General features: G+C 64.3%; 21 protein-coding genes. 11 read left to right on the top strand and 10 right to left on the bottom strand.

Going from position 1 to position 26,178, the window contains the following annotated elements; genetic code table 11:
• Nucleotides 1-66: 66 nt before the first annotated feature.
• On the top strand, nucleotides 67-1,611 hold the full coding sequence (locus FJW03_RS24975) for a 4-hydroxyphenylacetate 3-hydroxylase N-terminal domain-containing protein (RefSeq protein ID WP_140767256.1): 1,545 nt from the start codon (nucleotides 67-69) through the stop codon (nucleotides 1,609-1,611).
• A 6-nt stretch (nucleotides 1,612-1,617) separates the two neighbouring features.
• On the top strand, nucleotides 1,618-2,127 hold the full coding sequence (locus FJW03_RS24970) for a flavin reductase (protein ID WP_140767257.1): 510 nt from the start codon (nucleotides 1,618-1,620) through the stop codon (nucleotides 2,125-2,127).
• Nucleotides 2,128-2,418: 291 nt separating this feature from the next.
• On the opposite strand, the gene hpaR is transcribed toward FJW03_RS24970, so the two are convergent.
• From hpaR to FJW03_RS24950, 4 genes are all read right to left on the bottom strand, one after another.
• On the bottom strand, nucleotides 2,419-2,847 hold the full coding sequence (gene hpaR, locus FJW03_RS24965; RefSeq protein WP_140767259.1) for a homoprotocatechuate degradation operon regulator HpaR: 429 nt from the start codon (nucleotides 2,845-2,847) through the stop codon (nucleotides 2,419-2,421).
• Nucleotides 2,848-3,234: 387 nt separating this feature from the next.
• Nucleotides 3,235-4,350 (bottom strand): aminomethyltransferase family protein, encoded by a 1,116-nt coding sequence (locus FJW03_RS24960; protein WP_226890460.1) that lies wholly within the window; start codon nucleotides 4,348-4,350, stop codon nucleotides 3,235-3,237.
• Between the two features lie 119 nt (nucleotides 4,351-4,469).
• Nucleotides 4,470-6,227, bottom strand: coding sequence for a hydantoinase B/oxoprolinase family protein (locus FJW03_RS24955; protein WP_140767261.1), 1,758 nt, complete (start codon nucleotides 6,225-6,227; stop codon nucleotides 4,470-4,472).
• A 2-nt stretch (nucleotides 6,228-6,229) separates the two neighbouring features.
• Nucleotides 6,230-8,314, bottom strand: coding sequence for a hydantoinase/oxoprolinase family protein (locus tag FJW03_RS24950; protein WP_140767262.1), 2,085 nt, complete (start codon nucleotides 8,312-8,314; stop codon nucleotides 6,230-6,232).
• A 219-nt stretch (nucleotides 8,315-8,533) separates the two neighbouring features.
• Between FJW03_RS24950 and FJW03_RS24945 the strand changes: the two genes are divergently transcribed.
• From FJW03_RS24945 to FJW03_RS24925, 5 genes are all read left to right on the top strand, one after another.
• The gene (locus tag FJW03_RS24945; RefSeq protein ID WP_140767263.1) at nucleotides 8,534-9,361 is read left to right on the top strand and encodes a ferredoxin--NADP reductase; all 828 of its coding nucleotides are present in this window, start codon (nucleotides 8,534-8,536) and stop codon (nucleotides 9,359-9,361) included.
• Nucleotides 9,362-9,571: 210 nt separating this feature from the next.
• Nucleotides 9,572-10,615: a deoxyribose-phosphate aldolase gene (gene deoC, locus FJW03_RS24940; RefSeq protein ID WP_140767264.1), complete on the top strand. Its 1,044-nt coding sequence runs from the start codon at nucleotides 9,572-9,574 to the stop codon at nucleotides 10,613-10,615.
• 235 nt (nucleotides 10,616-10,850) lie between these two features.
• Nucleotides 10,851-13,223 carry an aldehyde dehydrogenase family protein gene (locus tag FJW03_RS24935; RefSeq protein WP_140767394.1) on the top strand — a complete coding sequence of 791 codons (2,373 nt, stop codon included), beginning with the start codon at nucleotides 10,851-10,853 and terminating at the stop codon, nucleotides 13,221-13,223.
• Between the two features lie 186 nt (nucleotides 13,224-13,409).
• Nucleotides 13,410-14,141: an SDR family oxidoreductase gene (locus tag FJW03_RS24930; protein WP_140767395.1), complete on the top strand. Its 732-nt coding sequence runs from the start codon at nucleotides 13,410-13,412 to the stop codon at nucleotides 14,139-14,141.
• 26 nt (nucleotides 14,142-14,167) lie between these two features.
• The gene (locus tag FJW03_RS24925; protein ID WP_140767396.1) at nucleotides 14,168-15,019 is read left to right on the top strand and encodes a fumarylacetoacetate hydrolase family protein; all 852 of its coding nucleotides are present in this window, start codon (nucleotides 14,168-14,170) and stop codon (nucleotides 15,017-15,019) included.
• A 146-nt stretch (nucleotides 15,020-15,165) separates the two neighbouring features.
• On the opposite strand, the gene FJW03_RS24920 is transcribed toward FJW03_RS24925, so the two are convergent.
• From FJW03_RS24920 to FJW03_RS24895, 6 genes are all read right to left on the bottom strand, one after another.
• Complete coding sequence (locus FJW03_RS24920) at nucleotides 15,166-16,167, bottom strand: ABC transporter ATP-binding protein (protein ID WP_140767397.1); 1,002 nt, start codon at nucleotides 16,165-16,167, stop codon at nucleotides 15,166-15,168.
• A 67-nt stretch (nucleotides 16,168-16,234) separates the two neighbouring features.
• Nucleotides 16,235-17,296 carry a Gfo/Idh/MocA family protein gene (locus FJW03_RS24915; protein ID WP_140767398.1) on the bottom strand — a complete coding sequence of 354 codons (1,062 nt, stop codon included), beginning with the start codon at nucleotides 17,294-17,296 and terminating at the stop codon, nucleotides 16,235-16,237.
• 246 nt (nucleotides 17,297-17,542) lie between these two features.
• Complete coding sequence (locus FJW03_RS24910) at nucleotides 17,543-18,382, bottom strand: carbohydrate ABC transporter permease (protein WP_140766317.1); 840 nt, start codon at nucleotides 18,380-18,382, stop codon at nucleotides 17,543-17,545.
• A gap of 227 nt (nucleotides 18,383-18,609) precedes the next feature.
• On the bottom strand, nucleotides 18,610-19,539 hold the full coding sequence (locus FJW03_RS24905; protein WP_140612555.1) for a carbohydrate ABC transporter permease: 930 nt from the start codon (nucleotides 19,537-19,539) through the stop codon (nucleotides 18,610-18,612).
• 351 nt (nucleotides 19,540-19,890) lie between these two features.
• Nucleotides 19,891-21,150, bottom strand: coding sequence for an ABC transporter substrate-binding protein (locus FJW03_RS24900; RefSeq protein WP_140746922.1), 1,260 nt, complete (start codon nucleotides 21,148-21,150; stop codon nucleotides 19,891-19,893).
• A 47-nt stretch (nucleotides 21,151-21,197) separates the two neighbouring features.
• Nucleotides 21,198-22,112, bottom strand: coding sequence for an N-acetylmuramic acid 6-phosphate etherase (locus FJW03_RS24895; protein WP_140766320.1), 915 nt, complete (start codon nucleotides 22,110-22,112; stop codon nucleotides 21,198-21,200).
• 199 nt (nucleotides 22,113-22,311) lie between these two features.
• Between FJW03_RS24895 and FJW03_RS24890 the strand changes: the two genes are divergently transcribed.
• The 4 genes from FJW03_RS24890 to nagA are packed head-to-tail and all read left to right on the top strand — an operon-like array spanning nucleotide 22,312 to nucleotide 26,172.
• Entirely contained in the window at nucleotides 22,312-23,193 is an 882-nt protein-coding gene (locus tag FJW03_RS24890; protein WP_140766321.1) for an N-acetylglucosamine kinase, read from the top strand.
• Nucleotides 23,190-23,972 carry a GntR family transcriptional regulator gene (locus tag FJW03_RS24885; protein ID WP_140612565.1) on the top strand — a complete coding sequence of 261 codons (783 nt, stop codon included), beginning with the start codon at nucleotides 23,190-23,192 and terminating at the stop codon, nucleotides 23,970-23,972. Before FJW03_RS24890 ends, FJW03_RS24885 begins: the two co-directional genes overlap by 4 nt.
• A complete protein-coding gene (locus FJW03_RS24880) occupies nucleotides 23,969-25,003 on the top strand; it encodes an SIS domain-containing protein (protein ID WP_140766322.1) in 1,035 nt (344 codons plus the stop codon). The genes FJW03_RS24885 and FJW03_RS24880 overlap by 4 nt, the downstream gene beginning before the upstream one ends.
• Nucleotides 25,000-26,172: an N-acetylglucosamine-6-phosphate deacetylase gene (gene nagA / locus FJW03_RS24875; protein WP_140766323.1), complete on the top strand. Its 1,173-nt coding sequence runs from the start codon at nucleotides 25,000-25,002 to the stop codon at nucleotides 26,170-26,172. The genes FJW03_RS24880 and nagA overlap by 4 nt, the downstream gene beginning before the upstream one ends.
• Nucleotides 26,173-26,178: the final 6 nt, after the last annotated feature.

Below are 26,178 nucleotides of genomic sequence, written 5' to 3'. Positions count from 1 at the left end.
GCCGTTCCGTCCATAACCGATCGACGCCCAGGGCGCTAGGGTTGCAATATCAAGTGGAGGAGCATCATGCGGTCAGAAGATTTTCGTGCGGACAGGGCGCGCCCGTTTACCGGGGCGGAATATCTGGAAAGCCTGCGCGACGGACGCGAGGTCTACATCAACGGCGAACGCATCGCCGACGTCACCGCCCATCCGGCGATGCGCAATTCGGCGCGGTCGCTGGCGCGGCTCTACGATGCGCTGCATGACGCCAAACGGCGCGACACGCTGACCTCGGCCACCGACACCGGCTCAGGCGGCTACACGCACAAATATTTCCGCGTCGCCAGACCTTCCGGCGAACTCGCCGCCCAGCAGACGGCGATCGCCGAATGGTCGCGCATGTCCTATGGCTGGATGGGCCGCACCCCCGATTACAAGGCGGCGCTGATGAACACGCTCGGCGCCAATGCCGACTGGTACGGGCCGTTCAAGGACAATGCGCTGTCCTGGCACAAGCGCGCGCAGGAAGCCGTGCTGTTCATGAACCACGCCATCGTCAATCCTCCCATCGACCGCCACAAGCCGGCCGAACAGGTGAAGGACGTCTTCGTCCACATCACCAAGGAGACGGATGCCGGCATTTTCGTTTCCGGTGCCAAGGTGGTGGCGACGTCCTCGGCGCTGACGCATTACAATTTCCTGGCGCAGAGTTCGGCGACCGTCACCGAGGATCCGTCGCTGTCGGTGATGTTCATCGTGCCGATGAACGCGCCGGGGATAAAGATGTTCTGCCGCGTCTCCTACGAGCAGACGGCCAATACGGTGGCAGCGCCCTTCGACTATCCGCTGTCGTCGCGCTTCGACGAGAACGACGCGATCCTGGTGCTAGACAATGTCTTCATCCCCTGGGAGGACGTGCTGGTGCTGCGCGACGCGCAGAAGATCCTGTCCTTCCACCCGGCATCGGGCTTCATGCATGGCTATTGCTTCCAGGGCTGCACGCGCTTCGCCGTCAAGCTCGACTTCCTTGCTGGCCTGCTGGCCAAGGCGCTGCGCGCCACCGGCGGCGATGCCTTCCGCGGCAACCAGGCGGCACTTGGCGAGGTGATTGCGCTCAGGCACATGTTCTGGAGCTTTTCCGATGCCATGGCCTATAACCCGATCCCGTGGGCGAACGGCGCCGTGCTGCCCAATCTGGAAGCAGCATTGGCCTACCGCACCTTCATGTCGGAAGCCTATCCGCGCGTCATCGACACGGTGCGCCGGGTGATTGCCTCCGGCCTGATCTACCTGCCGTCGTCGGTTCGTGACTTCAATAACCCAGAGATCGACAGATACCTGGCGCAATATGTGCGCGGCTCCAACGACATGGGCCATGTCGAGCGCATCAAGATCATGAAGCTGCTGTGGGACGCGACCGGCACCGAGTTCGGCGGCCGGCACGCGCTCTACGAACTCAACTATGCCGGCGCGCCGGAAGAGGTGCGGCTGCAGGTGCTGAAGGGCGCCGAACGCGGCGGCCGGCTGAAGGCGATGGAGGAACTCGTCGATACCTGCATGGCCGACTATGACGAGAATGGCTGGACTGCCGACACCTGGCTCCCGCCCCTGGCTTCGACGGCTGGATGAACTCCAATGGCCACGCAGATTTCGAAGACCGATTTCCGCGACGCCATGGCAAGGGTCTGCGCGCCGGTCAACATCGTCACCACCGACGGGCCGGCCGGACGCGGCGGCTTCACCGCCACCGCCATGTGCAGCGTTTCCGACGAACCGCCGACGCTCCTGGTCTGCATGAACGGGCGTTCGACGCAGGCGGCCATGTTCCTTGCCAACCGGCGCTTCTGCGTTAACGTGCTGACCCATGACCACATGCATCTGGCGGGAAAGTTCGCCGGCGCGACCAGGGACATGGAGGCGCGTTATTCGGCGGCACGCTGGCAGACGCTGACGTCGGGCACACCCGCACTGTCGGACGCCATCGTCAATTTCGACTGTGAGATCGAGGATGTGCATGTCGTCGGCACGCACAACGTCATGATCGGCCGCGTCATCGACGTGCGGCACGGCAGCGGCGGCTCGGCGCTGCTCTATGTCGACCGCAACTACACGCAGCCGACGCGGCTGGGCAGTTTTGGTGGGTGAGGCTGACGGGCGGATGCACCATTGGCCGAAGCCCTCCCAATTTCGTCATCCCTGGGCGGAGCAGCCGCGAAGCGGCGTCGCGGAGACCCTGGGATCCATGCCGCGACCTTGGTCGAGGGTACAACGGCGCAGAATTCTGCACGGTAGCGGCGTTCGGAAGTCGCGGCATGGATCCTAGGGTCTGCGCCGCGTCGCTGCGCTCCTTGCTCCGCCCTAGGATGACGAAGCGACGGAAGTTTTCGCCATTTTCCGAGGCGCCAGGAGGCATCAATGCGAGCGCCGCCCGAATGTTCAGCTCTCGCCGTTGATCAGGCTTTCCAGCAGGTCCAGCAGCTGCTCCAGCCGCTCGTGCCCGAACCGCCGTTCGATGTCGTCGTAGATGACGCGGCGTTCGGGTGACAGGGCGTCGATCAGGGCGGCGCCGGCCGGGGCGATGGTCAGGATGACGCGGCGGCCATCGCCTTCCGCCTTGTTGCGGGTGATGAAGTTTCGGCCCTCGAGCGCCTTGATGATGCGGGTCAGGCTGGGCGGCAGCACCGAGGCGCGGTCGGCGAGATCCGTCGCCTCGACCGGGCCGGCTTCGCTCAGCACGCGCAGCACGCGCCATTGCTGTTCGGTCACGTCATGCGCCGCGAGCATGGGGCGAAACCGCGCCATCACCGCTTCGCGGGCATGGAGCAGCGCCATCGGCAGGGAACGACGCGTGTTTTCCGGCAGCAAGTGAAATTCTCTCCAGCGCTGACTCGCGATCGGCGGCAAGCTTTGCCAGCAGCGCTGGCCCGCAAGCCCATCACCGTCATCCCGTATCGTCGTGCCAAGCCCGATGCAAGACTTGACTTCGGCGGCACATGTAATTAACGCGTTAAGTACAACAACGCAATATTCAGGGAACGGGACGCGGTGCCTCATTTCTCCATCGAGTATTCTGCCAATCTCAATGCCAAGGCGGCGCCGACATCACCGTGCCGCTCGGCGGCGTCAAGCAGTCCGGCTTCGGCCGGGACAAGTCGCTGCAGCGCCGATCAGTGGCCACAACTAGTAATTTGCCGTGACGCTTAATCCACGGCCATGTCAGGACCCGAAGGGAACCCGAAAACGATTTCCGGGCTAAGCCCGCAGCCTTGTCCCCTCCGGATCGAAGAACGGCATCGGCGCCACCACCGCACGGGTCGGGTTACCGTCGATGCCGATGCTGAGTTCGGTGCCGACAGAAGTGAAGGGCAACCGCAGATGCGCGGTCGCCAGCACCTTGCCCAGCGAATAGCCGTGGTCGCTGTAGGTGACCATTCCGGCGTCGTCGCCATCGGCCAGCACTCGGGCGTTCGTCGCGGCGGGCTTGTCGCCGTCGATGACCAGCCCGGTCCAGCGTTCGTCGAGGCCCTTGTCGCGGATCTTGAGCAGCGCTTCTCGGCCGATGAAATCGCCCTTGTCGAATTTTATCCAGCGGTCGAGGCCGACATGGAACGGCGTGCGGGTCTCATCCATGTCGATGCCGTGCGCCGGATAGGCCTTTTCCAAACCGAGTGTGAACATTGCCAGCACGCCATAGGGTTTGAGGCCAAAGTCCCGGCCGGCCTTCATAAGAGCATCCCAGACCGAGACCGCCTCGTCGGCCGGCACGAACAGTTCGAAGCCGAGTTCACCGGTCACGCCGGTGCGCGAGATCAGCACCTTGGTCTTGCCTACGCGCCCGGAGGTGAACGCCCAGCGCTTCAGCCCGTCCAAATCGGCATCCGAAACCAGCGCCTTCAGGAGTTCGCGCGAGCGCGGACCCTGGATGGTCGGAAAGGCAATCGCCGCGGTGATGTCGGTGACATAGACCCTGCGTTCCTGCGCATGATGCTGGAGCCAAGGCAGCATCTTCAGTCGGTTGACCGAGCCGGTCACCAGCATGAAATGCTCCGGCCCCAACCGGAAGACGGTGAGGTCATCCATGATGCCGCCATCCTCGCGGCAGACCGTGGAGTAACGCACATTGCCCGGCTTCATCGCCGCGGCATCGTTGACGATGACATGGTTGACCAGCGCCTCGGCATCCGGACCCCTGATGTCCATCTTGCCCATGGTGCTGAGATCCTGAACGCCGACATTGGCGCGGGTGTTCAGATGCTCATCGGCAATGCCGGAATAATATTTGGCCGAGATGAAATCGCCGCCGACACGGCCCATGGTCGCGCCCAGCCCGACGATGCTGCTGTAGAAAGGGGATCGCCGCTCGGCCAAGAAAGTCTCCATCGCTTGTCGATGGAAAATACGAGCTTTTGCATCGCCGGCGGAGACGGAAACGACATGCCTTGCATCGATCCCGGCGGACCGCAAACGTCGCGTCTACGTGCAGTGGATCAGCTGTCCCGCATTCTATCCGTCGCCGATCGGTCTACGGCGAGCCCGTCCGCTGAAATTACGACGCCGAATTTCTCGGCCGCTTGCCGAGGCGTGTAGTAGCCGAGCGTGACGTCTTTCAGCACCTGCTCCGCATCGCGCTGACGCGGATCGCCATAGCCGCCGCCGCCCGGCGTGCCGACACGCACGCGGTCGCCCGCCTTCAGCGCGATATCCTGTTCCTTCGACAGATGCGGGGGCACATGTTCCTGGCCATTGCGGAACACGGTGACGCTGTTGGGCTCGCCATCCTTGCCGCCAAGGGCGCCCTGCGGGCCGAAGCGGCCATGGTCCATGACGAAGGAAGCACGCGCTTCGCCGCGCAGAATCTCGACCTCATAAGCGAGGCCGAAGCCGCCGCGATGCTTGCCGGCGCCGCCCGAGCCTTCGCGCAAGGCGTAGTGGCGATAGAGCACGGGAAAGGCCTGCTCCATGATCTCGACCGGCGGCGATTTCGAGATGCCGATGGTCGAGCAGCCATTGGTCAGCCCGTCATGACCGGAATTGCCGCCATAACCGCCGCCTGAAATCTGGTACATGACATAGTCACGGCCGCGCGCCGGGTCGTTGCCGCCGAGCGCGAAATTGCCGCTGGAGCCGGCCGGCGCGGCCGTCACCTTGTCCGGGAGCGCCTGCACCATGGCGGCGAACACTGCCTCGGCGATGCGCTGCGAGACTTCCGCCGCGCAGCCCGAAACGGGCCGGGGATATTTCGCGTCGAGGAACGTGCCTTCAGGCCGTTTGACGATGAGCGGCTCGAAAGCGCCGGCGCTGATCGGCACATCCGGGAAGATATGGCGCATGGCGAGATAGACCGAGGACAAGGTCGTCGCCAGCACGCTGTTCATCGGTCCGGCGCAGGGCTTCGACGAGCCCGCGAAATCGAAGGTCAGCATGTCGCCCTTTTTCTCGACGGCGAGCGCGATGGTCAGCGGCTCGTTGACGACCCCGTCGGAATCGACAAAGGCTTCCGAAGTGTAGGTGCCATCCGGGATGGCCGCTATGTTGGCGCGCATCTGCTCGGCGGCGCGGCGGCGCAACTCGGCGATCGCCTCGACAACGGTTTCGTCACCGTAACGATCGAGGATGCCATTGAGCCTGTCCTGGCCGATCAGCAGTGCTGCGGCCTGCGCCCTGATATCGCCAATGCGCTGGTCGGCGACACGGATGTTGGAGCAGATGATGGCGTAGATCTCCGGATCGAGCACGCCCTTCTTGAACAGTTTTACCGGTGGCAGCCGCAGGCCTTCCTGTTCGACCGCTGTCGCCGAAGCCGAGAAGCCGCCGGGCACCGAGCCGCCAATATCAGGCCAATGCCCGGTGTTCGACAGCCAGCAGAAGATTTGTTCGCCCCGGTAGACCGGCATGACGAAGCGCACGTCCATCAGATGCGTGCCGCCGAGATAGGGGTCGTTGACGATGTAGATGTCGCCCGGCTCCGGTGCCAGGCAGCGGCCATCGGCGATCATCTCGATCACCGTCCTGGTCGAATACTGCATGACGCCGACGAAGACCGGCAGGCCCTGGCTGCCCTGCGCGATCAGCGAGCCGTCGACGGCGGAATAGATGCCGTCGGAGCGGTCGTTGGCCTCGGCGATGACAGGCGAGAAGGCGGCGCGGGAAAAAGTCAGGTCCATCTCATCGCAGACCTGCTGCAGCGCTGCCTGGAGGACCGAAAGCGTGATCGCGTCGAGCTTTGCCCCTTTTAAAGCTGACATTGTCAGGCCTCGCCGATGTCGATGATGATGTTGCCGTCAGCGTCGCAGCGTGCGCGGTCGCCGGGCTCGAGCACCGTGGTGGCGTCCATTTGTTCGAGGATCACCGGACCTTCCATGCTAGCCTCGAGCGGCAGTTTTTCGCGCGCATAGACCGGCGTGTCGTGCCAGCGGCCGGCATACCAGACAGGCCTGACCTCGCGCCGCGCCTCGTCGAGTGTTTTTGCCCGCCCGGCCGGGTCGATCAACCGCGACAGATCGATCGCCGGGCGCACGCCGGTGACCGAGGTGTTGAGGTTGACGAGGTTGGCGCGGATCTCCGGCAGTTCGACCTTGAAGCGGGCGAAATAGGCTTTTTCGAACAGGGCTTGCAGCATCGCGCGGGTCACCGATGAAGACGGCAAAGGCACATTGATGATGTGGGTCTGGCCGACGAACTGCATGTCGGCGGAATGGGTGACGCGGATCGTTTCCGGCTTCACCGCTTCCTTGCCGATCAGCTCCTCGCCTTCGTTTCGGTGCCGTTCCAAGATAGCTTTAAGCTGGGCTTCGTCGAGCGTGGCGACCGGCTGGTTGACGGTGTTGACGAAGTCGTGGCGCAGATCGGCGACGACGCAGCCGAGCGCGTTGGTGATGCCCGGCCGCGCGGGCACCAATACCCGGGGCAGGCCGAGTTCGCGCGCCAGGGCTGTCGCATGCAGCGGCCCGGCGCCGCCGAAGGCGAACAGTGCGAAATCGCGCGGGTCATGGCCGCGCGACACCGAGACCATGCGAATGGCGCCCGCCATCTTCATGTTGCCGAGCCTAAGCACCGCCCCCGCCGCCTCGACGCCGGACAGGCCGGTCGCCTTGCCGATCTTTTCGGCGAAGATATCCGTAACGCGCTCTGATGTGACCGGATTGTCAACGGCAAGCAGCTTCTTCGGCGCCAGCCGGCCGAGCACCAGATTGGCGTCGGTGATGGTCGGCTCCAGGCCGCCGCGCCCATAGCAGATCGGGCCGGGATTGGCGCCGGCGCTTTCCGGGCCGATCTGGATCAGCCCGGCCGCGTCGACTCGGGCGATCGAACCGCCACCGGCGCCGACCGTGTGCACGGCCACCATCGGCACGTGGATGGGCATGGCATATTCGATCTCGATCTCGTTCGACACCGCCGGCTCGGCGTTGCGGATCAGCGCCACATCGGTCGAGGTGCCGCCCATGTCGTAGGTGACGAGGTTTTCGAAGCCGGCGCGCTTGCCCGTATAGGCGGCGGCGATGACGCCGGAGGCGGGGCCCGACATGACGGTCTTGGCCGATTCACGTGTGACGAAGCGGGCCGAGATCATGCCGCCATTGCCGTTCATGATCAGGAAGTCGCGGGCATAGCCCTTATCGGCCAATTCCTTGCGCAGGCGCTCGACATAGCGCTCGAGGATCGGCTGCACCGAAGCGTTGACCGAGGCGGTCACACCACGCTCGAATTCGCGTGCTTCCGACAGCAGCGCGTGGCCCGTGGTGATGTAGCCGTTCGGCCAAAGCTCGGCGGCGATTTCGGCGGCACGCCGCTCATGGGCGGGGTTGGCGTAGGAGTGCAAGAAATGGATGACCAGGGATTCGCAGCCGGCGGCGACCAGCGCCTTCACCGCTTCGCGCATCCCGGCCTCGTCGAGCGGGGTGCGTATGGCACCGGAGGCTTCGACGCGCTCGGAGACTTCGAGCCTGAGATTGCGCGGGATGATCGGCACAAATGTGCCGGTCATGCCATAGGCTTGAGGCCGCGTGCGCCGGCCCAGTTCAATGACGTCACGAAAGCCGCGCGTCGTGATCATGCCGGTCTTGGCCAGCCGGCGCTCCAGCACCGCGTTGGTGGTGGTGGTCGTGCCATGCACGATGAGGTCGATGCCGTCGACCGGGAAGCCGGTGGCGCCGAGCGCCGAAACTACGCCGAAAGCCTGATTGTCGACCGTGGTGGGCGTCTTGGCGATATGGACCTTGCCGCCGTCCCTGCCGTCGATCAGAAGCAGGTCGGTGAACGTTCCGCCAACATCGATGCCGGCGACGACGCTGCCCAGGGAATCCGACGGTTGCACCGAAAAATTCTCTTTCATTGTCGAAACCCGAAATGCTGGGACTACGGATATGTCACAGTTTGGAAAGGTGTTTTACGGCGCCATCTTGACGCAAATATCGTTTGTATACTAATAAATTCCGGACACAAGAGCTTACCGCTTTGGAGTGTGTGAGCAGCACGCCGGGACCTGAACGGTCCGGGCGCGCAGGAAAAGGTTTGGCGCCCGCGTCCCCGGCTGGGCCAGAAAGTTGGTTTGATGAACACCACCTCCGCGTTCAACACCGCCGGCGCACGCCCGCTGCAGTTCCCGATACCGGCCAATGTCTATGCCGAAACGGTCGTCTCGGTGAAGCACTACACCGACCGGCTGTTCTCGTTCCGCATCACCCGCCCGCAGTCGCTGCGCTTCCGCTCCGGCGAGTTCGTGATAATCGGCCTGCCCAATGCCGAAAAGCCGGTGTTCCGCGCCTATTCGGTGGCTAGCCCGGCCTGGGACGAAGAGCTGGAATTCTTTTCCATCAAGGTGCCGGATGGCCCGTTGACCTCGGAACTGCAGAAGATCCAGGTCGGCGACACCGTCATCATGCGCCAGAAATCGACCGGCACGCTGGTGGTCGACGCGCTGACGCCGGCCAAGCGGCTGTTCATGATCTCGACCGGCACCGGCATCGCGCCCTTCGCCAGCCTGCTGCGCGACCCCGACACCTACGAGAAATTCGACCAGCTGATCCTGACCCATACCTGCCGCGACAATGCCGAGCTCACCTACGGCCAGGAGCTGGTGGCGGCGCTCGACAGCGACCCGCTGATCGGCGAGCTGACCACCGGCCGCGTCACGCTCTACAATTCCACGACGCGCGAGGAATCGGCGCGCATGGGCCGCATCACCGCTCTGATCGGTTCGGGCAAGTTCTACTCCGATCTCGGCATCGACAAGCTCAATCCCGAGACCGACCGCATCATGATCTGCGGCTCGATGCATATGCTGAAGGACGTCAAGGAGCTGGCCGAAAGCCACGGCTTCCAGGAAGGCTCGCTCAGCCATCCCTCGACCTTCGTCGTGGAACGCGCCTTCGTCGGCTGAGGTCTGCTGGCCCCTCGATCATCGAGTTTTGACCTTCCGGTCAAAAAATCAACTGCTTTCGCAGCCTTTTTCGGCTATCCCTCGCTTGAGGACTCGTGAAGCGCGGCTTCGCGGGCTATCTTCTTGCGTGTCGTCCAGACGTATCGAGCGGTTTGGGATAACGACACGCACCAAGACATAAGCGCATGTCGCTGAATGAAAGGGCAGGAGATGAGCAGCACAATCCGCGAAGCCGACCTGGGCGGCAAGGTCACGCCGCTGCCCGCGCGTGCCGCCGCGAACACGGCTGTGCCGCTGGACCGCATCGCGCGCAACCCCGGAATGAAGCTCGATCTCGGCTTCATGGAATCGGTGCGCAGCGTCAATCGCTCGGCCTTGGAGCGACGCGTCGCCAGCCTGACCAAGCGGCGTTCGATCAAGGCCGACAACCAGGCGGCCTGGCTGCTGCGGGCGATTGCCTGCATGGATCTGACGACGCTGAACTCCAACGACACCGAGGAGCGCGTGCGCCGGCTCTGCGCCAAGGCGATCAATCCGCTGCGCCGCGACATTGTCGAAGGCCTCGGCATTGCGGGTGAAACCATTCGCCCGGCGGCGGTCTGCGTCTACCATCCCTTTGTCGCCACCGCTGTCGATGCCGTGCGCGGCACCGGCATTCACGTTGCCGCGGTCTCCACCGCTTTCCCGCATGGCCTGGCGCCGCTGTCGACCCGGCTGCAGGAGATCGAGGCTTCGGTGCGCGACGGCGCCGATGAGATCGACGTCGTCATACCGCGCGGCCTGGTGTTCGGCGCGAAGTGGCGCGAGCTCTACAATGAGATCGTCTCGATGCGCGCCGCCTGCGGTGACGCGCATCTGAAGGTCATTCTCGGTACCGGCGACCTCGCCACGCTGCGCAATGTCATGCTGGCCTCGATGGTGGCGATGATGGCGGGCGCCGATTTCATCAAGACCTCGACCGGCAAGGAAAGCGTCAACGCGACACTGCCCGTCGGCCTCGCCATGGTGCGCGCCATCCGGGCCTACTTCGAGGAGACCGGCTACCTCATCGGTTTCAAGCCGGCTGGTGGCATCTCCACCGCCAAGGTGTCGCTCGACTGGCTGGTGCTGATGAAGGAGGAACTTGGCCGGCCGTGGCTGGAGCCGACCCTGTTCCGCTTCGGCGCATCGAGCCTGCTGACCGACATAGAGCGGCAACTCGAGCATCATCTGACCGGGCATTATTCGGCCAATCACCGCCACGCCATGGCGTGATAATAGGGTCTGGGTTTTTGAACGTGGAGTTCCTTCGCGCCCCCCTCTGTCCTGCCGGACATCTCCCCCACAGGTGGGGAGATTGGCTGTCGCGATGGCCTTTGCCAATTTTCGACGTTGAAGAAAAAGGCGCCGGAGCGGACGCTGCCGATCTCCCTCCTTGTGGGGGAGATGTCCGGCAGGACAGAGGGAGGCGCGACAAAGCGCCTGCCAAGACAATTATCTGGAGCGCCCCATGAACATTCTCGAACGCTATCACGCCATGGAGTACGGCCTGGCGCCGGAAGCCCGCAACGAGGCCGATGCCTGGCTTGCCGTCCGCGATTTCAGCAAGGCCCTGTTCATCGGTGGCGACTGGAAAGCGGCGAGCGGCGGCAAGACCTTCGACACCAGCGAGCCCTCTTCCGGCAAGCTGTTGGCAAAGATTTCCGATGCCAATGCCGCCGATATCGATGCGGCTGTTGCCGCCGCAACGAAGGCGCTGCCAAAATGGTCCGCGTCCTCGGGCTATGTCAGGGCCAAAGTGCTCTATGCCATCGGCCGCGCCATGCAACGGCATCAGCGCCTGTTCGCGGTGCTGGAATCGATCGACAACGGCAAGCCGATCCGTGAAAGCCGCGACATCGACGTGCCCTTGGCGGTCCGCCATTTCATCCATCATGCCGGCTGGGCGCAGGCGCTGGACAGGGATTTCCCCGGCCAAAAGGGCGTCGGTGTCGTCGGCCAGATCATCCCATGGAATTTTCCGCTCCTGATGCTGGCCTGGAAGATCGCGCCCGCACTTGCCGCGGGCTGCACGGTGGTGCTGAAGCCGGCCGAGTTCACGCCGCTGACCGCGATCCTGTTCGCCGAGATTTGCGAACGCGCCGGCGTGCCAAAAGGCGTCGTCAACATCGTCCAAGGTGGACCGGAAGCGGGTGCGGCCATCGTCAACCATCCCGGCATCCAGAAGATCGCCTTTACCGGTTCGTCCGAGGTCGGCAAGATCATCCGCAAGGCCACCGCCGGCTCGGGCAAGAAACTGTCGCTGGAGCTTGGCGGCAAATCGGCCTTCATCGTCTTCGAGGACGCCGATCTCGACAGCGCGGTCGAAGGGCTGGTCGACGGCATCTGGTTCAATCAGGGCCAGGTCTGCTGCGCCGGTTCGCGGCTGCTGGTGCAGGAAGGCATAGCCGATGCTTTCATCGCCAAGGTCAAGACACGGATGAGCCGGCTGCGCGTCGGCAGCCCGCTCGACAAGAACACCGATATCGGCCCGCTGGTCGATCTAACCCAACTCGACCGCGTCAAGGGCCTGATCGCCGAAGGCGCAAAACAGGGCGCCGTCTGCTGGCAACCGGATGCCGCGTTGCCGTCCTCCGGCTACTACCATCTGCCGACGCTCGCGACAGGCGTTTCGCCGGCTAATATTCTTGCACAAGAGGAGGTGTTCGGACCGGTTCTGGCCACGATGACCTTCCGCAACACCGAGGAAGCGATCGAGCTCGCCAACAACACGCGCTACGGGCTGGCCGCCTCGGTGTGGAGCGAGAATGTCAACCTCGCCTTGTACGTCGCGCCGCAGCTGAAGGCCGGTGTCGTCTGGGTCAACGGCACCAACATGTTCGACGCCGCCTGCGGCTTCGGCGGCTATCGCGAAAGCGGCTTCGGCCGCGAGGGCGGGCGCGAGGGCATGTTCGAATATCTCACGGCAAAGCTGCCGCTCGGTCCGCTCATCAAGCCGGCGACGGCGTCGGCGCAGCCGATCGAACAGGCCGAGGGTTCGGCCATCGACCGCACGGCAAAGCTGTTCATCGGCGGCAAGCAGGTGCGGCCGGACGGTAATTACTCGCTGGCGATCGCCACCGCCAAGGGCAAGCTCGCCGGCGAGGTCGGGCTCGGCAATCGCAAGGATATCCGCGACGCCGTTTCAGCCGCTCGCGCTGCCAAGGCATGGCCGGAAGCGACCGCCTACAACCGCTCGCAGGTGCTTTATTACCTGGCCGAGAACCTTTCCGGCCGCGCGGATGAATTCGCTGCCCGGCTTGTCCAACTGACCGGCGTGCCCGCGAAGGCCGCGCGCGAGGAGGTCGACCAGTCGATCGAGCGTCTCTTCCTCTATGCCGGTCTTGCCGACAAGTTCGAGGGCCGCGTGCACCAGCCGCCGGCTCGCGCCGTCACGCTGGCGCTGCATGAGCCGGTCGGGGTGCTGGGCATCGTCGCGCCCGACGATCAGCCGCTGCTCGGCTTCATCTCGCTCATCGCTCCGGCGCTCGCCATGGGCAACACCGTGGTCGCCGTGCCCTCCGAGCGCTATCCGCTGCTGGCCACCGACCTCTATCAGGTGATCGAGTATTCCGATGTTCCCGCCGGTGCCATCAACATCGTCACCGGCCGCACAGCGGAACTTGCCGGCGTGCTGGCCAAGCATGACGATGTCGACGGGCTCTGGCTGTTCGCTGACGCCGACACCTGCGCCAAGGCGGAAGCCGACTCCACCGGCAACCTCAAGCGCGTCTGGAGCGGCAATGGGCGCAGCCTGGACTGGGCCTCGGAAGAGGCCGCCGGCGACGCCCTGCTGCGCCGCGCCATCGAGGTGAAGAATGTCTGGGTGCCCTACGGCGACTGACACTGCCCATGCTGCCGCTATGATCGTGTTCGGGCTTGACGCCCGGACGTATGTTCTTTAGCCAGAAAAAACATCTTTATCTGTGAACTGGCTGCGGCACAGTCCGCATAACCGAGCCTGACTAGTCCATGACGTGCTGGCCGGCCACCGATAGAGCGGATGCATCAGACAGGCGAGGAGAAAAGCATGGCGGATCTGGCAGGCAAGGTCGTTGTCGTCACGGCAGCGGCGCAAGGCATCGGCAAGGCAAGCGCGCTGGCCTTCGCCAAGGCCGGAGCCACTGTCTACGCCACCGACATCAATGAGGTGCTGCTGGCGGAGCTCGCCAAGACTTCCGGCGTCAAGACCCGCAAGTTGGACGTGCTGAACGACGAGACGGTCAAGTCAGCCTTCGCCGAGATCGGCCGCGTCGACGTGCTGTTCAACTGCGCCGGTTTCGTCCATTCGGGATCGATCCTGGAGATGAAGGACGCCGATCTCGACTTCGCGTTCAATCTCAACGTGCGCGCCATGATCCGCACCATCCGCGCCGTGCTGCCCGGCATGCTGGAACGCGGCGACGGGTCGATCATCAACATGGCCTCGCTGGCGAGCTCGCAGAAGGGTGTGCCGAACCGTTTCGCCTATGGCGTCACCAAGGCCGCGGTGATCGGCCTGACCAAGGCGATTGCCGCCGACTATGTCGGCAAGGGCATACGCTGCAACGCCATCTGCCCCGGCACAGTCGAGAGCCCGTCGCTGCAGGACCGCATGCATGCGCAAGGCGACTATGACGCCGCCCGTGCCGCCTTCATCGCGCGCCAGCCGATGGGCCGTCTCGGCACGCCGGAGGAAATAGCCGATCTCGCGGTTTATCTCGCCGGTGCGAGCTACACATCCGGCCAAGCCTATAATATCGACGGTGGCTGGTCGATCTGAACCAATCTGACTGAGGAGAGAATTGTATGAAACTGCTGCGCTATGGCGAGGTGGGGAGCGAACGTCCCGGCCTGCTTGATGCGGATGGAACGATCCGCGATCTCTCCGCCCATGTCGCCGACATTGCCGGCACCACGCTTCATCCGGCCTCGCTGGAGATGCTGTCCAAGCTCGATCCGAAGTCGCTGTCGGCGGTTTCCGGCAAGCCGCGGCTCGGCGCCTGTGTGGCCGGCACCGGCAAGTTCATCTGCATCGGCCTCAACTACTCCGACCACGCCGCCGAAACCGGCGCCAAAGTGCCGCCGGAGCCGATCATCTTCATGAAGGCAAGCTCGGCCATCGTCGGACCGGATGACGACGTGCTGATCCCGCGCGGGTCGGAAAAGACCGACTGGGAGGTCGAGCTCGGCGTCGTCATCGGTAAGACAGCCAAATATGTCAGCGAGGCCGACGCGCTCGACTATGTCGCCGGCTACTGCGTCGCCCACGACGTGTCCGAGCGCGCCTTCCAGGCCGAGCGCCAGGGCCAGTGGACCAAGGGCAAGAGCTGCGACACGTTCGGCCCGACCGGCCCGTGGCTGGTGACCAAGGACGAGGTATCAGACCCGCAGAACCTCAAAATGTGGCTGACCGTCAACGGCAAGACCATGCAGGACGGTTCGACCAGGACCATGGTCTACGGTGTCAAATATCTGGTGTCCTATCTCAGCCAGTTCATGTCGCTGCATCCCGGCGACATCATCTCGACAGGCACCCCGCCCGGCGTTGGCCTTGGCATGAAGCCGCCGGTGTTCCTGAAGGCCGGCGACGTGGTGGAACTCGGCATCGAAGGGCTCGGCCAGCAGAAGCAGACGTTCAAGGCTGACGTGTCGGCTTGATAGGCTAGCGCCGCCCCTCACCCTTACCCTGTTCCCGTGAAGAACGGGGAGAGGGGGGCGCCAACGTTGCGGTCATTCCTTCTCCCCGTCACTATACGGGGAGAAGGTGCCGGCAGGCGGATGAGGGGCAGCACCGGCCTCTCCAGTTATTGCTTGATCGTCGTCCCATCCGCTCCAAACCGATAGGTCTTGGCCGGATCCGGCGTCGCATAGAGCGTGGCGCCCGGTTCGGCGTCGTAGACACCGAAGATGCGCACGGTGATCAGCCCGGCCTTTTCGCAATCGAGATAGAGGTTGGTGTCGGCCCCGAGATGCTCAGCGTGCACAACCGTGCCCTTCCAGGCGCCTGACTTCGGATCGACCGTCAGATGCTCCGGCCGCACGCCGATGGTCTTGGCCGTCTCGCCAAGCCTGGCGCCGTCGATGAAATTCATCTTCGGCGAGCCGATGAAGCCGGCGACGAATTCGTTTGCCGGCGAATTATATAGCTCCATCGGGCCGCCGATCTGCTCGATCCGGCCCGCATTGAGCACCACGATCTTGTCGGCCAGCGTCATCGCCTCGACCTGGTCGTGGGTAACGTAGATCATCGTCGCCTTCAGCCGTCGGTGCAGCTGTGCGATTTCCAGCCGGGTGTTGACGCGCAGGGCCGCATCGAGGTTCGACAAGGGCTCATCGAACAGGAACAGCTTGGGCTCGCGCACCACGGCGCGGCCGATGGCGACGCGCTGGCGTTGGCCTCCGGAGAGTTCCGCCGGGCGCCTTTCCAAGTAGGGTTCCAGCGACAGCATGGAGGATGCGATGCCGATGCGGCGGTCGATCTCGGCGGCCGGCGTGCTCGCCTGCTTGAGCCCAAGGCCCATATTGTTCTTCACCGTCAGATGCGGATAGAGCGCATAGGTCTGGAACACCATGGCGATGCCGCGTTTCGCTGGCGGCGTGACGGAGACGTCCTCGCGATCGATCAGCACGCGGCCCGAGGTCGAATCCTCCAGGCCTGCAATGACCCGTAGCAAGGTCGACTTGCCGCAGCCGGAGGGACCGACGAAGACGACGAATTCACCATCCGTCACTTCCAGATCGATGCCTTTCAGCACCTCGACCGGCCCAAATGCCTTCTTCACATTTTCGATCTTCAGCGAGCCCACGGCGATCCTCCAATTTCGTAAGCGGGCGCCAAGGCGCCACGCGCGGCCGTCGACAGCGATCCGTATGTCAAAGCCTCACCGCCTTCCCGCTGCGCACGCTCTCGTCAGCGGCAAGGCAGACGGCGAGCGACTTGACCGCGTCATCCATATGGCGGGTCAGGTCCAGGTCCTCGCGGACAGCCTTCAGCACGAAGGCCTGCTCGAGATCGCAGAGATCCTGATGGCCGGGTTCGCCTGCCATCGACAACATCTCGTCCGGCCTGACGAATTTGCCGTCCAGTCCGGTCGCCGCGCTGTGCAGGCGAATGGTCGAGGTCTTGGTGTGGGTGTCTATGTCGTCGGACTTCACGCCCTCCTTCATGACGATCGAGACGCAGCCGTTCGGCGAGATGACGTCCTTCACGAAGAAGGCCGTCTCGGAAATCATAGGACCCCAGCCGGCCTCGTACCAGCCGACCGACCCGTCGTCGAACAGCACCTGCAGATGGCCGTAATTGTACATCGACGGCGCGACCTCTTGCGTCAGCCGCACGCCCATGCCGCGCACCTCGACCGGTTTGGCATCGGTGATCTGCAACATGACGTCGAGATAGTGGACGCCGCAGTCGACGATCGGCGAGGTCGTCCGCATCAACTGCTTGTGCGTCTCCCAGGTATGGCCGGAGGATTGCTGGTTGAGGTTCATGCGGAAGACGTAAGGGCCGCCGAGCTTGCGCGCCTCGGCGATCAGCCGGATCCAGGATGGGTGATGGCGCAGGATGTAGCCGATCACCAGCTTCCTGCCGTTGGCCTTGGCCGCCGCGACGACGCGCTCGGCGTCGGCCACCGTCGTTGCCAGCGGCTTTTCGACGAAGACATGGCAGCCGGCCTCGAACGCCTTCACCGCATAGTCGGCATGGCTGTCCGAATAGGTGGCGATGCAGGCGACGTCAGGCTTCTCGTCACGCAACGCGTCATCGAAGGACCGCCTGATGCCATAGCCCGACAGCCCGTCCGGCAGCGGCACGTCGGAGCGGTTGATCAGTGCGGCGATCTCAAAGCCGGGATTGGTGTGGTAGGCGAGTGCGTGGCTGCGGCCCATATTGCCGAGGCCGGCCACGACGACACGAAGGGGTGGTTTATCGCTCACCTGACTGCTCCAGACATTCCATGTTTTTTGATAGGGTGTCACCCCACCCGGCGCTGCGCGCCGACCTCCCCATCAAGGGGAGGTAGGGCGTCGGCGTGAAAATCTCTGCCGAAGAAGCAACTCGGAAATGAGAGCCCAGGCGGCCGAGAATGAAGCGACGACCTTCTACCTCCCCTCGATGGGGAGGTCGGCGCGCAGCGCCGGGTGGGGTGAAGCGCAGCCGTACGGACAACTGGCAGTCCCCGCTCACTTTACCGCCCCCGACGTAATGCCGCGGATCAGCTGCCGCGAGAAGATGACGTAGAGGATCAGCACCGGCAGGATCGCCAGCGACAGCGCCGCCAGAATCGCGTTCCAGTTGGTGACGAACTGGCCGAGGAAAAGCTGGGCACCGAGCGTGACCGTCTTGGTCTCTTCCGACGGCGCCAGGATCAGCGGGAACCAGAGATCGTTCCAGATCGGGATCATGGTGAAGACGGCGACGGTCGCCATCGACGGCCGCACCAGCGGCACCACCAGGCGGAAGAAGATGGTGTATTCCGACAGCCCGTCGATGCGGCCGGCATTCTTCAGATCGTCCGACACCTGCTTCATGAATTCCGACAGGATGAAGACCGCCAGCGGCAACCCTTGCGCGGTGTAGACCAGGATCAGCGCCGTCAGCGTGTTGACCAGTCCGCTCGCCACCATCAATTGCAGGATGGCGACGGTGGCCAGGCGGATCGGGATCATGATGCCCAGCGCCAGGTAGAGTCCCATCAGCGTGTTGCCGCGAAAGCGGTATTCCGACAGCGCAAACGCCGCCATGGCGCCGAACAGCAGCACGAAGAACAGCGAGCCTACGGTGACGACGAAGCTGTTCTGGAAATAGTGGGTGAAATCGCCCTGGCCGATCACCGTGGTGTAGCCGATCAGGTCGAAGGTTTTCGGCGTCGGCGGCGTCAGCGGCGCGCCGAAGATGCCGGCGCGCGACTTGAACGAATTCATGATGACCAGGATCACCGGAAACAACGCGATCGCCGTGTAGGTCAGAAGGATCGCGTGGGCACCGATGGTGCGAGGCAGGGAACGGGTGGCGATGCTCATTGGACGGTCTCCTGACGAGCCGCAATTGCAAGGAACAGCGCCAGGCCACCCCCCTCTGTCCTGCCGGACATCTCCCCCCCAGGGGGGGAGATCAGCAGCGTCGATGTCGCTGCCCTTTTTGCAATGCTCAAAATTGGCGAAACCGGCGATGACGTCCAATCTCTCCCTTTAAGGGGGAGATGGCCGGCAGGCCAGAGGGGGGTGCCTTGGCTCGACATATCCATCCCTCAGAACTGGTAGCGACGCAGGCGCGTCTGGATGAGGAACAGGTAGACGCAGACGCCGCCAAGGATGATCAGGAACATGATGGTGGCGATTGTCGCGCCCATGTTGGGGTCGCCGACCTGCAGCTGGAAGCCGAAGAAGGCGCGGTAGAGGAAGGTGCCGAGAATATCGGTCGAGTAGTTCGGTCCAGCTAACGCCCCTTGCGCGGTGTAGATCAGGTCGAAGGCGTTGAAATTGCCGACGAAGGTGAGGATCGAGATGATGCCGATGGACGGCAGGATCAGCGGCAGCTTGATCTTCCAGAACTGCGACATACCGGTGATCCCATCGCATTCGGCGGCCTCGAGCACCTCGTCGGGGATCGACAGCAGGGCGGCGTAGATCAGCATCATGGGGATGCCGATGAACTGCCACACCGAAACCAGGCTGAGCGCGGTCAGCGCGTATTGCTCCTTGCCGAGCCAGGGTGTGAACAGGCTTTTCAGCCCGACGAAATCCATGAGATGCGGCGCCACACCCCAGAGCGGCGACAGAATGAGCTTCCAGGCAAAGCCGACAATGACGAAGGACAGGATTGTCGGCACGAAGATCGCCGTGCGGTAGAAGGCCGAGAACCTGAGCCTTGGGCTGGACAGGAGCGCGGCCAGCAGCACGCCGATCGGGTTCTGCACCAGCATGTGGATGATGAAGAACCAGACATTGTTCCTCAGCGCGTTCCAGAAATTGACCGACCAGTTGGGGTCGCCGAACAGCGTGCGGAAATTGTCCAGTCCGACGAAGACCTGGTGCTGCTCGATATTACGGAACAGCGACAGCTGCAGCGTGCCGGCGAGCGGCAGGATCATGATCGCCGTATAGACGAGCACGGCCGGCGCCAGGAAGACGGCGATGTGCCAGCGAAACGGTCTTTTGGGTCGTATTTCCGCGGCCATGAGTTCGGTCCCCGCCGATCAAGGTCTAGAGCGGTTCGGCGTTCGATAGAATCGTCGACCCGCTCTAACTCTTTTGTTCTTACGCAATCCCGGACGGAAAACTGCTACGCACTTTTCCTGGAATTGCTCTAGGCAATACGTTCGACGGCAGCGCTGCCCCTCACCCTTACCCTCTCCCCGTAAAGGACGGGAGAGGGGGTCGCCAGCGCTGCGGCTCGTCCCTTCTCCCCGTCACTATACGGGGAGAAGGTGCCGGCAGGCGGATGAGGGGCGGCGCCGTCGTTCGCAGTCGATGCTATCGGAAGAGGCAGGGCCGCCCAGTTGGAACGGCCCTGCTCCGTGCCTGAGCTCTTACTTCGCTGGATGATACCAGCTGTCGAGGCCGGTCTGCAGCTTCTTGGCCGCGGCTTCGGGCGTATCGGTGCCGTTGATGACGTTGGCCGATTCAACCCAGGTCTCGTTCTCGAGGTTCGGCGTGCCGCGCGACAGGATCTGGTAGGTCGAGCGGATGGTCGACTTGCACTTACCGCGCCAGGAGACGAATTCCTGCGCCAGCGGATCCTGCATCTTCACCGGCGAGGAGTTCAGGCTGAAGAAGCCCGGCAGCGCGTTGGCGTAGATGGTGGCGAAATCCGGCGAGGCCACCCAGGACAGGAAGGTCTTGGCCGCGTCCGCGTGCTTGGATGCCGCATTCAGGCCCATGCCGATATCGGTGTGGTCCGAGATGTAGCAGGTGTCGCCAGCCTTTTCGACCGGCGGCGGGAAGGCGCCCATCTTGAACTGGGCCTGGGTGTTGAACAGGCCGATCTCCCACGAGCCGGCCGGGTAGATGGCGGCGCGGCCGAGCGTGAACAGGTTCTGGCTGTCCGGATAGGTCTGCGCCTCGAAGCCATCGCCGAGATACGGCTTCCACTTGGCCAGTTCCTCATAGGGCGCGACCCAATCCTTGTCGGTCAGCTTCTGATCGCCCTTGATGAGCGCCTTGCGGCCGTCCTCGCCCTTCCAGTAGTTGGGGCCGATGTTCTGGTAGCCCATGGTCGCGGCTTCCCAGAGGTCCTTGGTGCCCATGGCCATCGGGATGTAGGTGCCGTCGGCCTTGATCTTGTCGAGCGCGGCGAAGAACTCGTCGCGGGTCGTCGGCACCTTGATGCCGAGCTTGTCGAAGGCATCCTTGTTGTAGATGAAGCCGTGGATGACCGATGCCATCGGTACGCAGAAGCTCGACTTGCCGTCATCCGTCTGCCAGGCCGACTTGGCGACGGGGGAGAAATTATCCATGCCGGGCAGCGAGGACAGGTCGGCGAGATTGCCCTTCTTGAACAGTTCGAGCGACTTGTCGAACGGGCGGCAGGTGATCAGGTCGCCCGCCGAGCCGGCGGCGAGCTTGGCGCCGAGGGCTGCGTCATATTCGGTCGGCGCCGATGGCGCGAACACCACCTTGATGCCGGGGTTCTTGGCTTCGAAGGCCGGGATCAGCTTGTCCTTCCAGATGGAGAGGTCGTCGCCGCGCCAGCTCTCGATGTTGAGCGTTACGTCCTCGGCGTGAGCCAATCCGGCCGAGCCGAGAATGCTGGTGCCCAGAAGCAGTGCCGTCAGTAGTTTCGTTGTCATGCTCAGTCTCCCTGTTGACCTTTTTCAGGTTCGGTTTTGATGAGAACCTAGGCTTTGGAGCCCTTGTTCCCCTCGATCGCGGAAAGGGCTGGCCGCAGCTTCTGGCCGGTCCCCTCCAGAATTTTCTGCGCCGCATCGGCGCTGTCGGCACCGGCGGCGAGCAGAATGGCTGTCTTGACGGCGCCGCCGCTCTTTTCGAGCAGCCGGGCCGCTTCGTCCCTGTCGCGCCCGCTGACGGCGGCGACGATGCGCGTGGCGCGGTCGCGCAGCTTGATGTTGTCGGCCGTGAGATTGACCATGTAACCGTCATGGACGTGGCCGAGATGGACGGCGGTCAAGGTCGACAGCATGTTGAGCGCGATCTTCTGCGCGGTGCCAGCACCCATGCGCGTCGAGCCGGCGATCACCTCAGGCGGCGTTTCGAGCAGGATGGCGGTTTCGGCCTGGCGAAGCAGGGCTGAATCCCTGTTGTTGGCGATGCCGATGGTCGCCGCACCCCGGCGGGCGGCTTCCTCGATGGCCCGCACCGCGTAGGGCGTCGCGCCGCTGGCGGAAAGGGCGATCAGGCAGTCACCCGTGCCGATGCCGGCATTGGCGACGGCCGTCGCGGCCTCTTCGGTATCATCCTCGGGCCCGCCGGCCAGCGTCCTGAAAGCCTCTTCGCCGCCGGCCACCAGGATGGCGATGCGGTCGCGCTGAATGCCGAAGGTGCCGGGCAGTTCCAGTGCGTCGGCCAGCGCCATCAGGCCCGAACTGCCGGCCGCGGCATAAGCGAGCTTGCCGCCGCCGCTCAACCGGCCAGCGATGATCTCGGCCGCCTTGGCGATGGCGGGAATGGCGTTGCGGACGGCCTTCGCGGCTTCGACCTGCGCATCCGCCAGCGAAACAAGGATGGCTTCGGGGGCCTGGATATCCAGTCCCTCGGCATTCCTGTGCAGCGCCTCGGTGCGCGTTTCGGCCATCCCTGCTCCTCCAATGGGAGAAACAATACCAAAAAAATACCACTTGTCCACATGCATTAGTGGCTTCGCGGCCAGGAATTCGATGAGCCGACGAAATACGTGGGTTTTTCAACGAGATACGCCTTAATCTTTTTGAAACGGAAATTAATCCTTGGCTATTGGTATTTTATTGGTATTATCCGCCCGGAGGAGAAATCGCGTGAATTTCGTGCTCGGTATCGATGGCGGCGGCACCAGCTGCAGGGCCGCCCTTGCAACGGCGGACGGCACCGTCGTCGGCCGCGCCAAAAGCGGCGCCGCCAACATCCGCACCGATCTTACCGGCGCCCGTTCGAACATCGTCGAGGCCGCGCGGCAGGCATTCATCGCCGCCGGCCAGGATCCGGACCTCATCCGTCAGACGCCAGCCATTCTCGGCCTTGCCGGCGCCAATGTCGGCACCTACCGGCAACAGCTCGAAGCGATCCTGCCGTTCAGCACCAGCCGCGTCGAGACCGACGCGGAGATCGCGCTGGAAGGCGCCGTCGGCTCGGGCGACGGCGCGATGGCGATCCTGGGCACCGGCACCGCCTACATGGCACGCAGGAACGGCAAATCGCGCGCCATCGGCGGCTGGGGTTTTCAGGTCGGCGACCAGGGCAGCGGCGCCCGCATCGGCCGCGACCTCCTGGAACAGACGCTGCTGGCCCATGACGGGGTGCGCGCGCGTTCGCCGCTGGCCGACGCCATGATGGCCATCTTCCGCGACAATCCCGAAGACGTCGTCGAATTCACCACCAATGCCAAGCCGGGCGATTTCGGCGGCTTCGCGCCCAAGGTGTTCGAGCATGCCGCGAAGGGCGACGCCGTCGCCAATTGGATCGTCGACAAGGCGGTCGGCGATGTCGAGGCTTCGCTCGGCGCGCTCGGCCTTTCGGACGACGCGCCGCTCTGCCTGCTTGGCGGGCTGGCGTCGCTCTACGCGCCGCGCCTGTCGGCGCGCTACAAGGCGCTGCTGAGGGAGCCGCTCGATGACGCGCTGGGCGGTGCGGTGCAGATGGCGGCCCGCCTTTTCGCGGGACACGCGGAGGCGGCTCGATGAACGACGCCGCGGACCAGATCTTCGCCGCGCTGAAACAATCGTCGCAAAGCGGCGCGCCGCTCTACCTGCAGCTCAGGAAAAGCATCGAGGACGCCGTCAACCGGGGCCTGATCGGGCCGGGCGACGCGCTGCCCTCGGAGCGCGACATCGCCACCAAGGCCGACATTTCCCGCGTCACCGTGCGCAAGGCGGTGCAGGATCTGGTCAAGGGCGGCATCCTGGTCCAGCGCCATGGCTCCGGCACTTTTGTGGCGCCGCGCATGGAGCGCGTCGAGCAGTCGCTGTCGCGGCTGACCTCCTTTACCGAAGACATGGCGCGGCGCGGCATGGCGGTGCGTTCGGCATGGCTCGACCGTGGCCTTTACGCGCCCTCTCCCGACGAGATGATGGTGCTCGGCCTGTCGTCGAGCGAACTCGTGGCGCGCGTGGCGCGCCTGCGCATCGCCAACGACACGCCGCTGGCGATCGAACGCGCCTCGCTGTCGGCCAGCGTGCTGCCCGACCCGGCGGGGATAGGCTCCTCGCTCTATGCTGCACTGGAATTGACCGGCAACAGGCCGGTGCGGGCGGTGCAGCGCATCTCGGCCGCCAACCTTGGCGACGGCGACGCGCGGCTGCTGGAAGTGCCGCCCGGTATTGCCGGCCTGCATATCGAGCGTATTTCCTATCTGGCGAGCGGCAAGGTCATCGAATTCACCCGCTCCATTTACCGGGGCGACGCCTATGATTTCGTCGCCGAACTGCGGCTGACAGGGCCGAGCGAAGAGGGCCGACCATGATTTCCAACCCCACGCATATGCAGCGCGAGATCGAGGAGATCCCGCAAGCCGTCGCCCGCCTGCTCGATGGCTCCGGCGCCGTGCTCGCCGAAGCCGGGCGCGGGATCAGGGAACGCGACCCGCAGTTCGTCGTCACCGTGGCGCGCGGTTCGTCCGACCATGCCGCCACTTTCATGAAATATGCCGTCGAACTGACGGCGGGCCTTGCCGTCGCCTCGGTCGGCCCCTCAATCGCTTCAATCTATGGCCGCAAGCTGCGTCTCGGCGGCTCCGCATGCCTGGCGATCTCGCAGTCGGGCAAGAGCCCCGATATCGTCGCCATGGCCGAAACCGCGCGGGCCGGCGGCGCGCTGACCATTGCCGTCACCAACACCGCCGAGTCGCCGCTGGCGCGCGCCTCGGACTATGCGATCGACATACTGGCGGGGCCCGAGCGCAGCGTCGCGGCAACCAAGACCTTCGTCAATTCCGCCGTCGCCGGTCTTGCTCTGATGGCGCATTCCACCGGCGACGAAGCGCTTCTCAAGGCGCTTGCCCGATTGCCGGATCATTTCCGCGAAGCGATCGCCTGCGACTGGATGACTGTACTCGCGGAAACGATCGAGAAGCAGAAATCGCTGTTCATCCTCGGCCGCGGCCCGTCGGCGGCGATGGCCAACGAGGCGGCGCTGAAGTTCAAGGAGACTTGCGGCATCCATGCCGAGGCCTATAGCGCGGCCGAAGTCATGCATGGCCCGCTGGCGTTGATCGGTCCCGACTTTCCGGTGCTGGCGCTGGCCGCGCGCGATGCGTCCGAGCCATCCATCGCCGAAGCCGCCGACGGCCTGGCGGCCAAGGGCGCGCCGGTGTTCGTCACCTCCGCGCTTGCCAAGCGCGCCACGCGCCTGCCGCATGTCGCAACCGGTCACCCGCTGACCGATCCGCTGACGCTGATCGTCTCCTTCTACGTGTTCGTCGAGGCTTTCGCCCGTCATCGCGGTCTCGATCCGGACACGCCGCGCAACCTTCGCAAGGTGACGGAGACCGTATGAGCGACCGTTTTGCCCTGACCGGCGCCCGCATTTTCGATGGCGACGACTGGCACGAAGACGCGGCGCTTGTCGTGCGCGACGGTCTTGTCGAATCCATCCTGCGCCAAGGCGCCCTATCCGCCGATATCCGCACCATCGACGCTGGCGGCGGCATGCTGGTGCCGGGCTTTGTCGACATCCAGGTCAATGGCGGCGGTGGCGTCATGCTCAACGACCACCCCGATGTGGCCTCGATCGAAACCATCTGCCGGGCGCACGCGCCGTTCGGCACGACAGTGCTGCTGCCGACCCTGATCACCGACACGCCAGCAATCACCGCTGCCGCGATTGCCGCCGGCGAAGCAGCCGCGCGACAAAAAGTGCCGGGCTTCCTCGGGTTGCATCTCGAAGGGCCGCATCTGTCGATCGCCCGCAAGGGCGCGCATGATCCGGCGCTGATCCGGCCGATGACCGACGCCGATCAGGCAATACTGATCGCGGCGCGGCAGAAGCTGCCGGTGCTGCTCACCACGGTCGCGCCGGAATCCGTCGACCCGGCCCGCGTCACGGCATTGGCCGGGGCAGGCATCATCGTCAGCCTCGGCCATTCCGACACCGGTTATGCCACCGCGAAAGCCTTTGCCGAAGCCGGCGCCAGCGTGGTCACCCATCTGTTCAACGCGATGAGCCAGATCGGCAACCGCGAGCCCGGGCTGGCGGGCGCGGCCATCGACATCGACACATTGTCCGCCGGGCTGATCGCCGACGGCATCCATGTCCATCCCGCGACCATCAGGATCGCGCTGGATGCCAAGCAGGGGCCGGGCAGAATCGTGCTGGTCACCGACGCGATGGCGACGATCGGCACTGATATGACCTCGTTCACGCTCAATGGCCGGACCATCTACCGCAAGGACGGCAGCCTGCGGCTCGCCGACGGGACGCTGGCGGGCGCGGATCTCGACATGATCTCGGCCGTGCGGTTCATGCACGGCGTCGTCGGCGTCGAGCTCGCGCAAGCCTTGCGCATGGCCTCGCTCTACCCGGCGCAGGCGATCGGCCAGTCGCATCGGCTTGGCCGCCTTGCCAACGGCACGGCGGCGGATATCGTTGCTCTGTCGGACGATCTTAACATAGGAAGCGTCTGGATCGGCGGCGACAAGGTGTTCGAGGCCGGCGCTTCCCGCTGAAGGCGA

Source organism: Mesorhizobium sp. B4-1-4 (assembly GCF_006439395.2).
In the GTDB taxonomy this organism is placed as follows: Bacteria; Pseudomonadota; Alphaproteobacteria; order Rhizobiales; family Rhizobiaceae; genus Mesorhizobium.
Note: the sequence above shows the minus strand (reverse complement) of the source record. Positions and strands in the feature narration are given on the sequence as shown.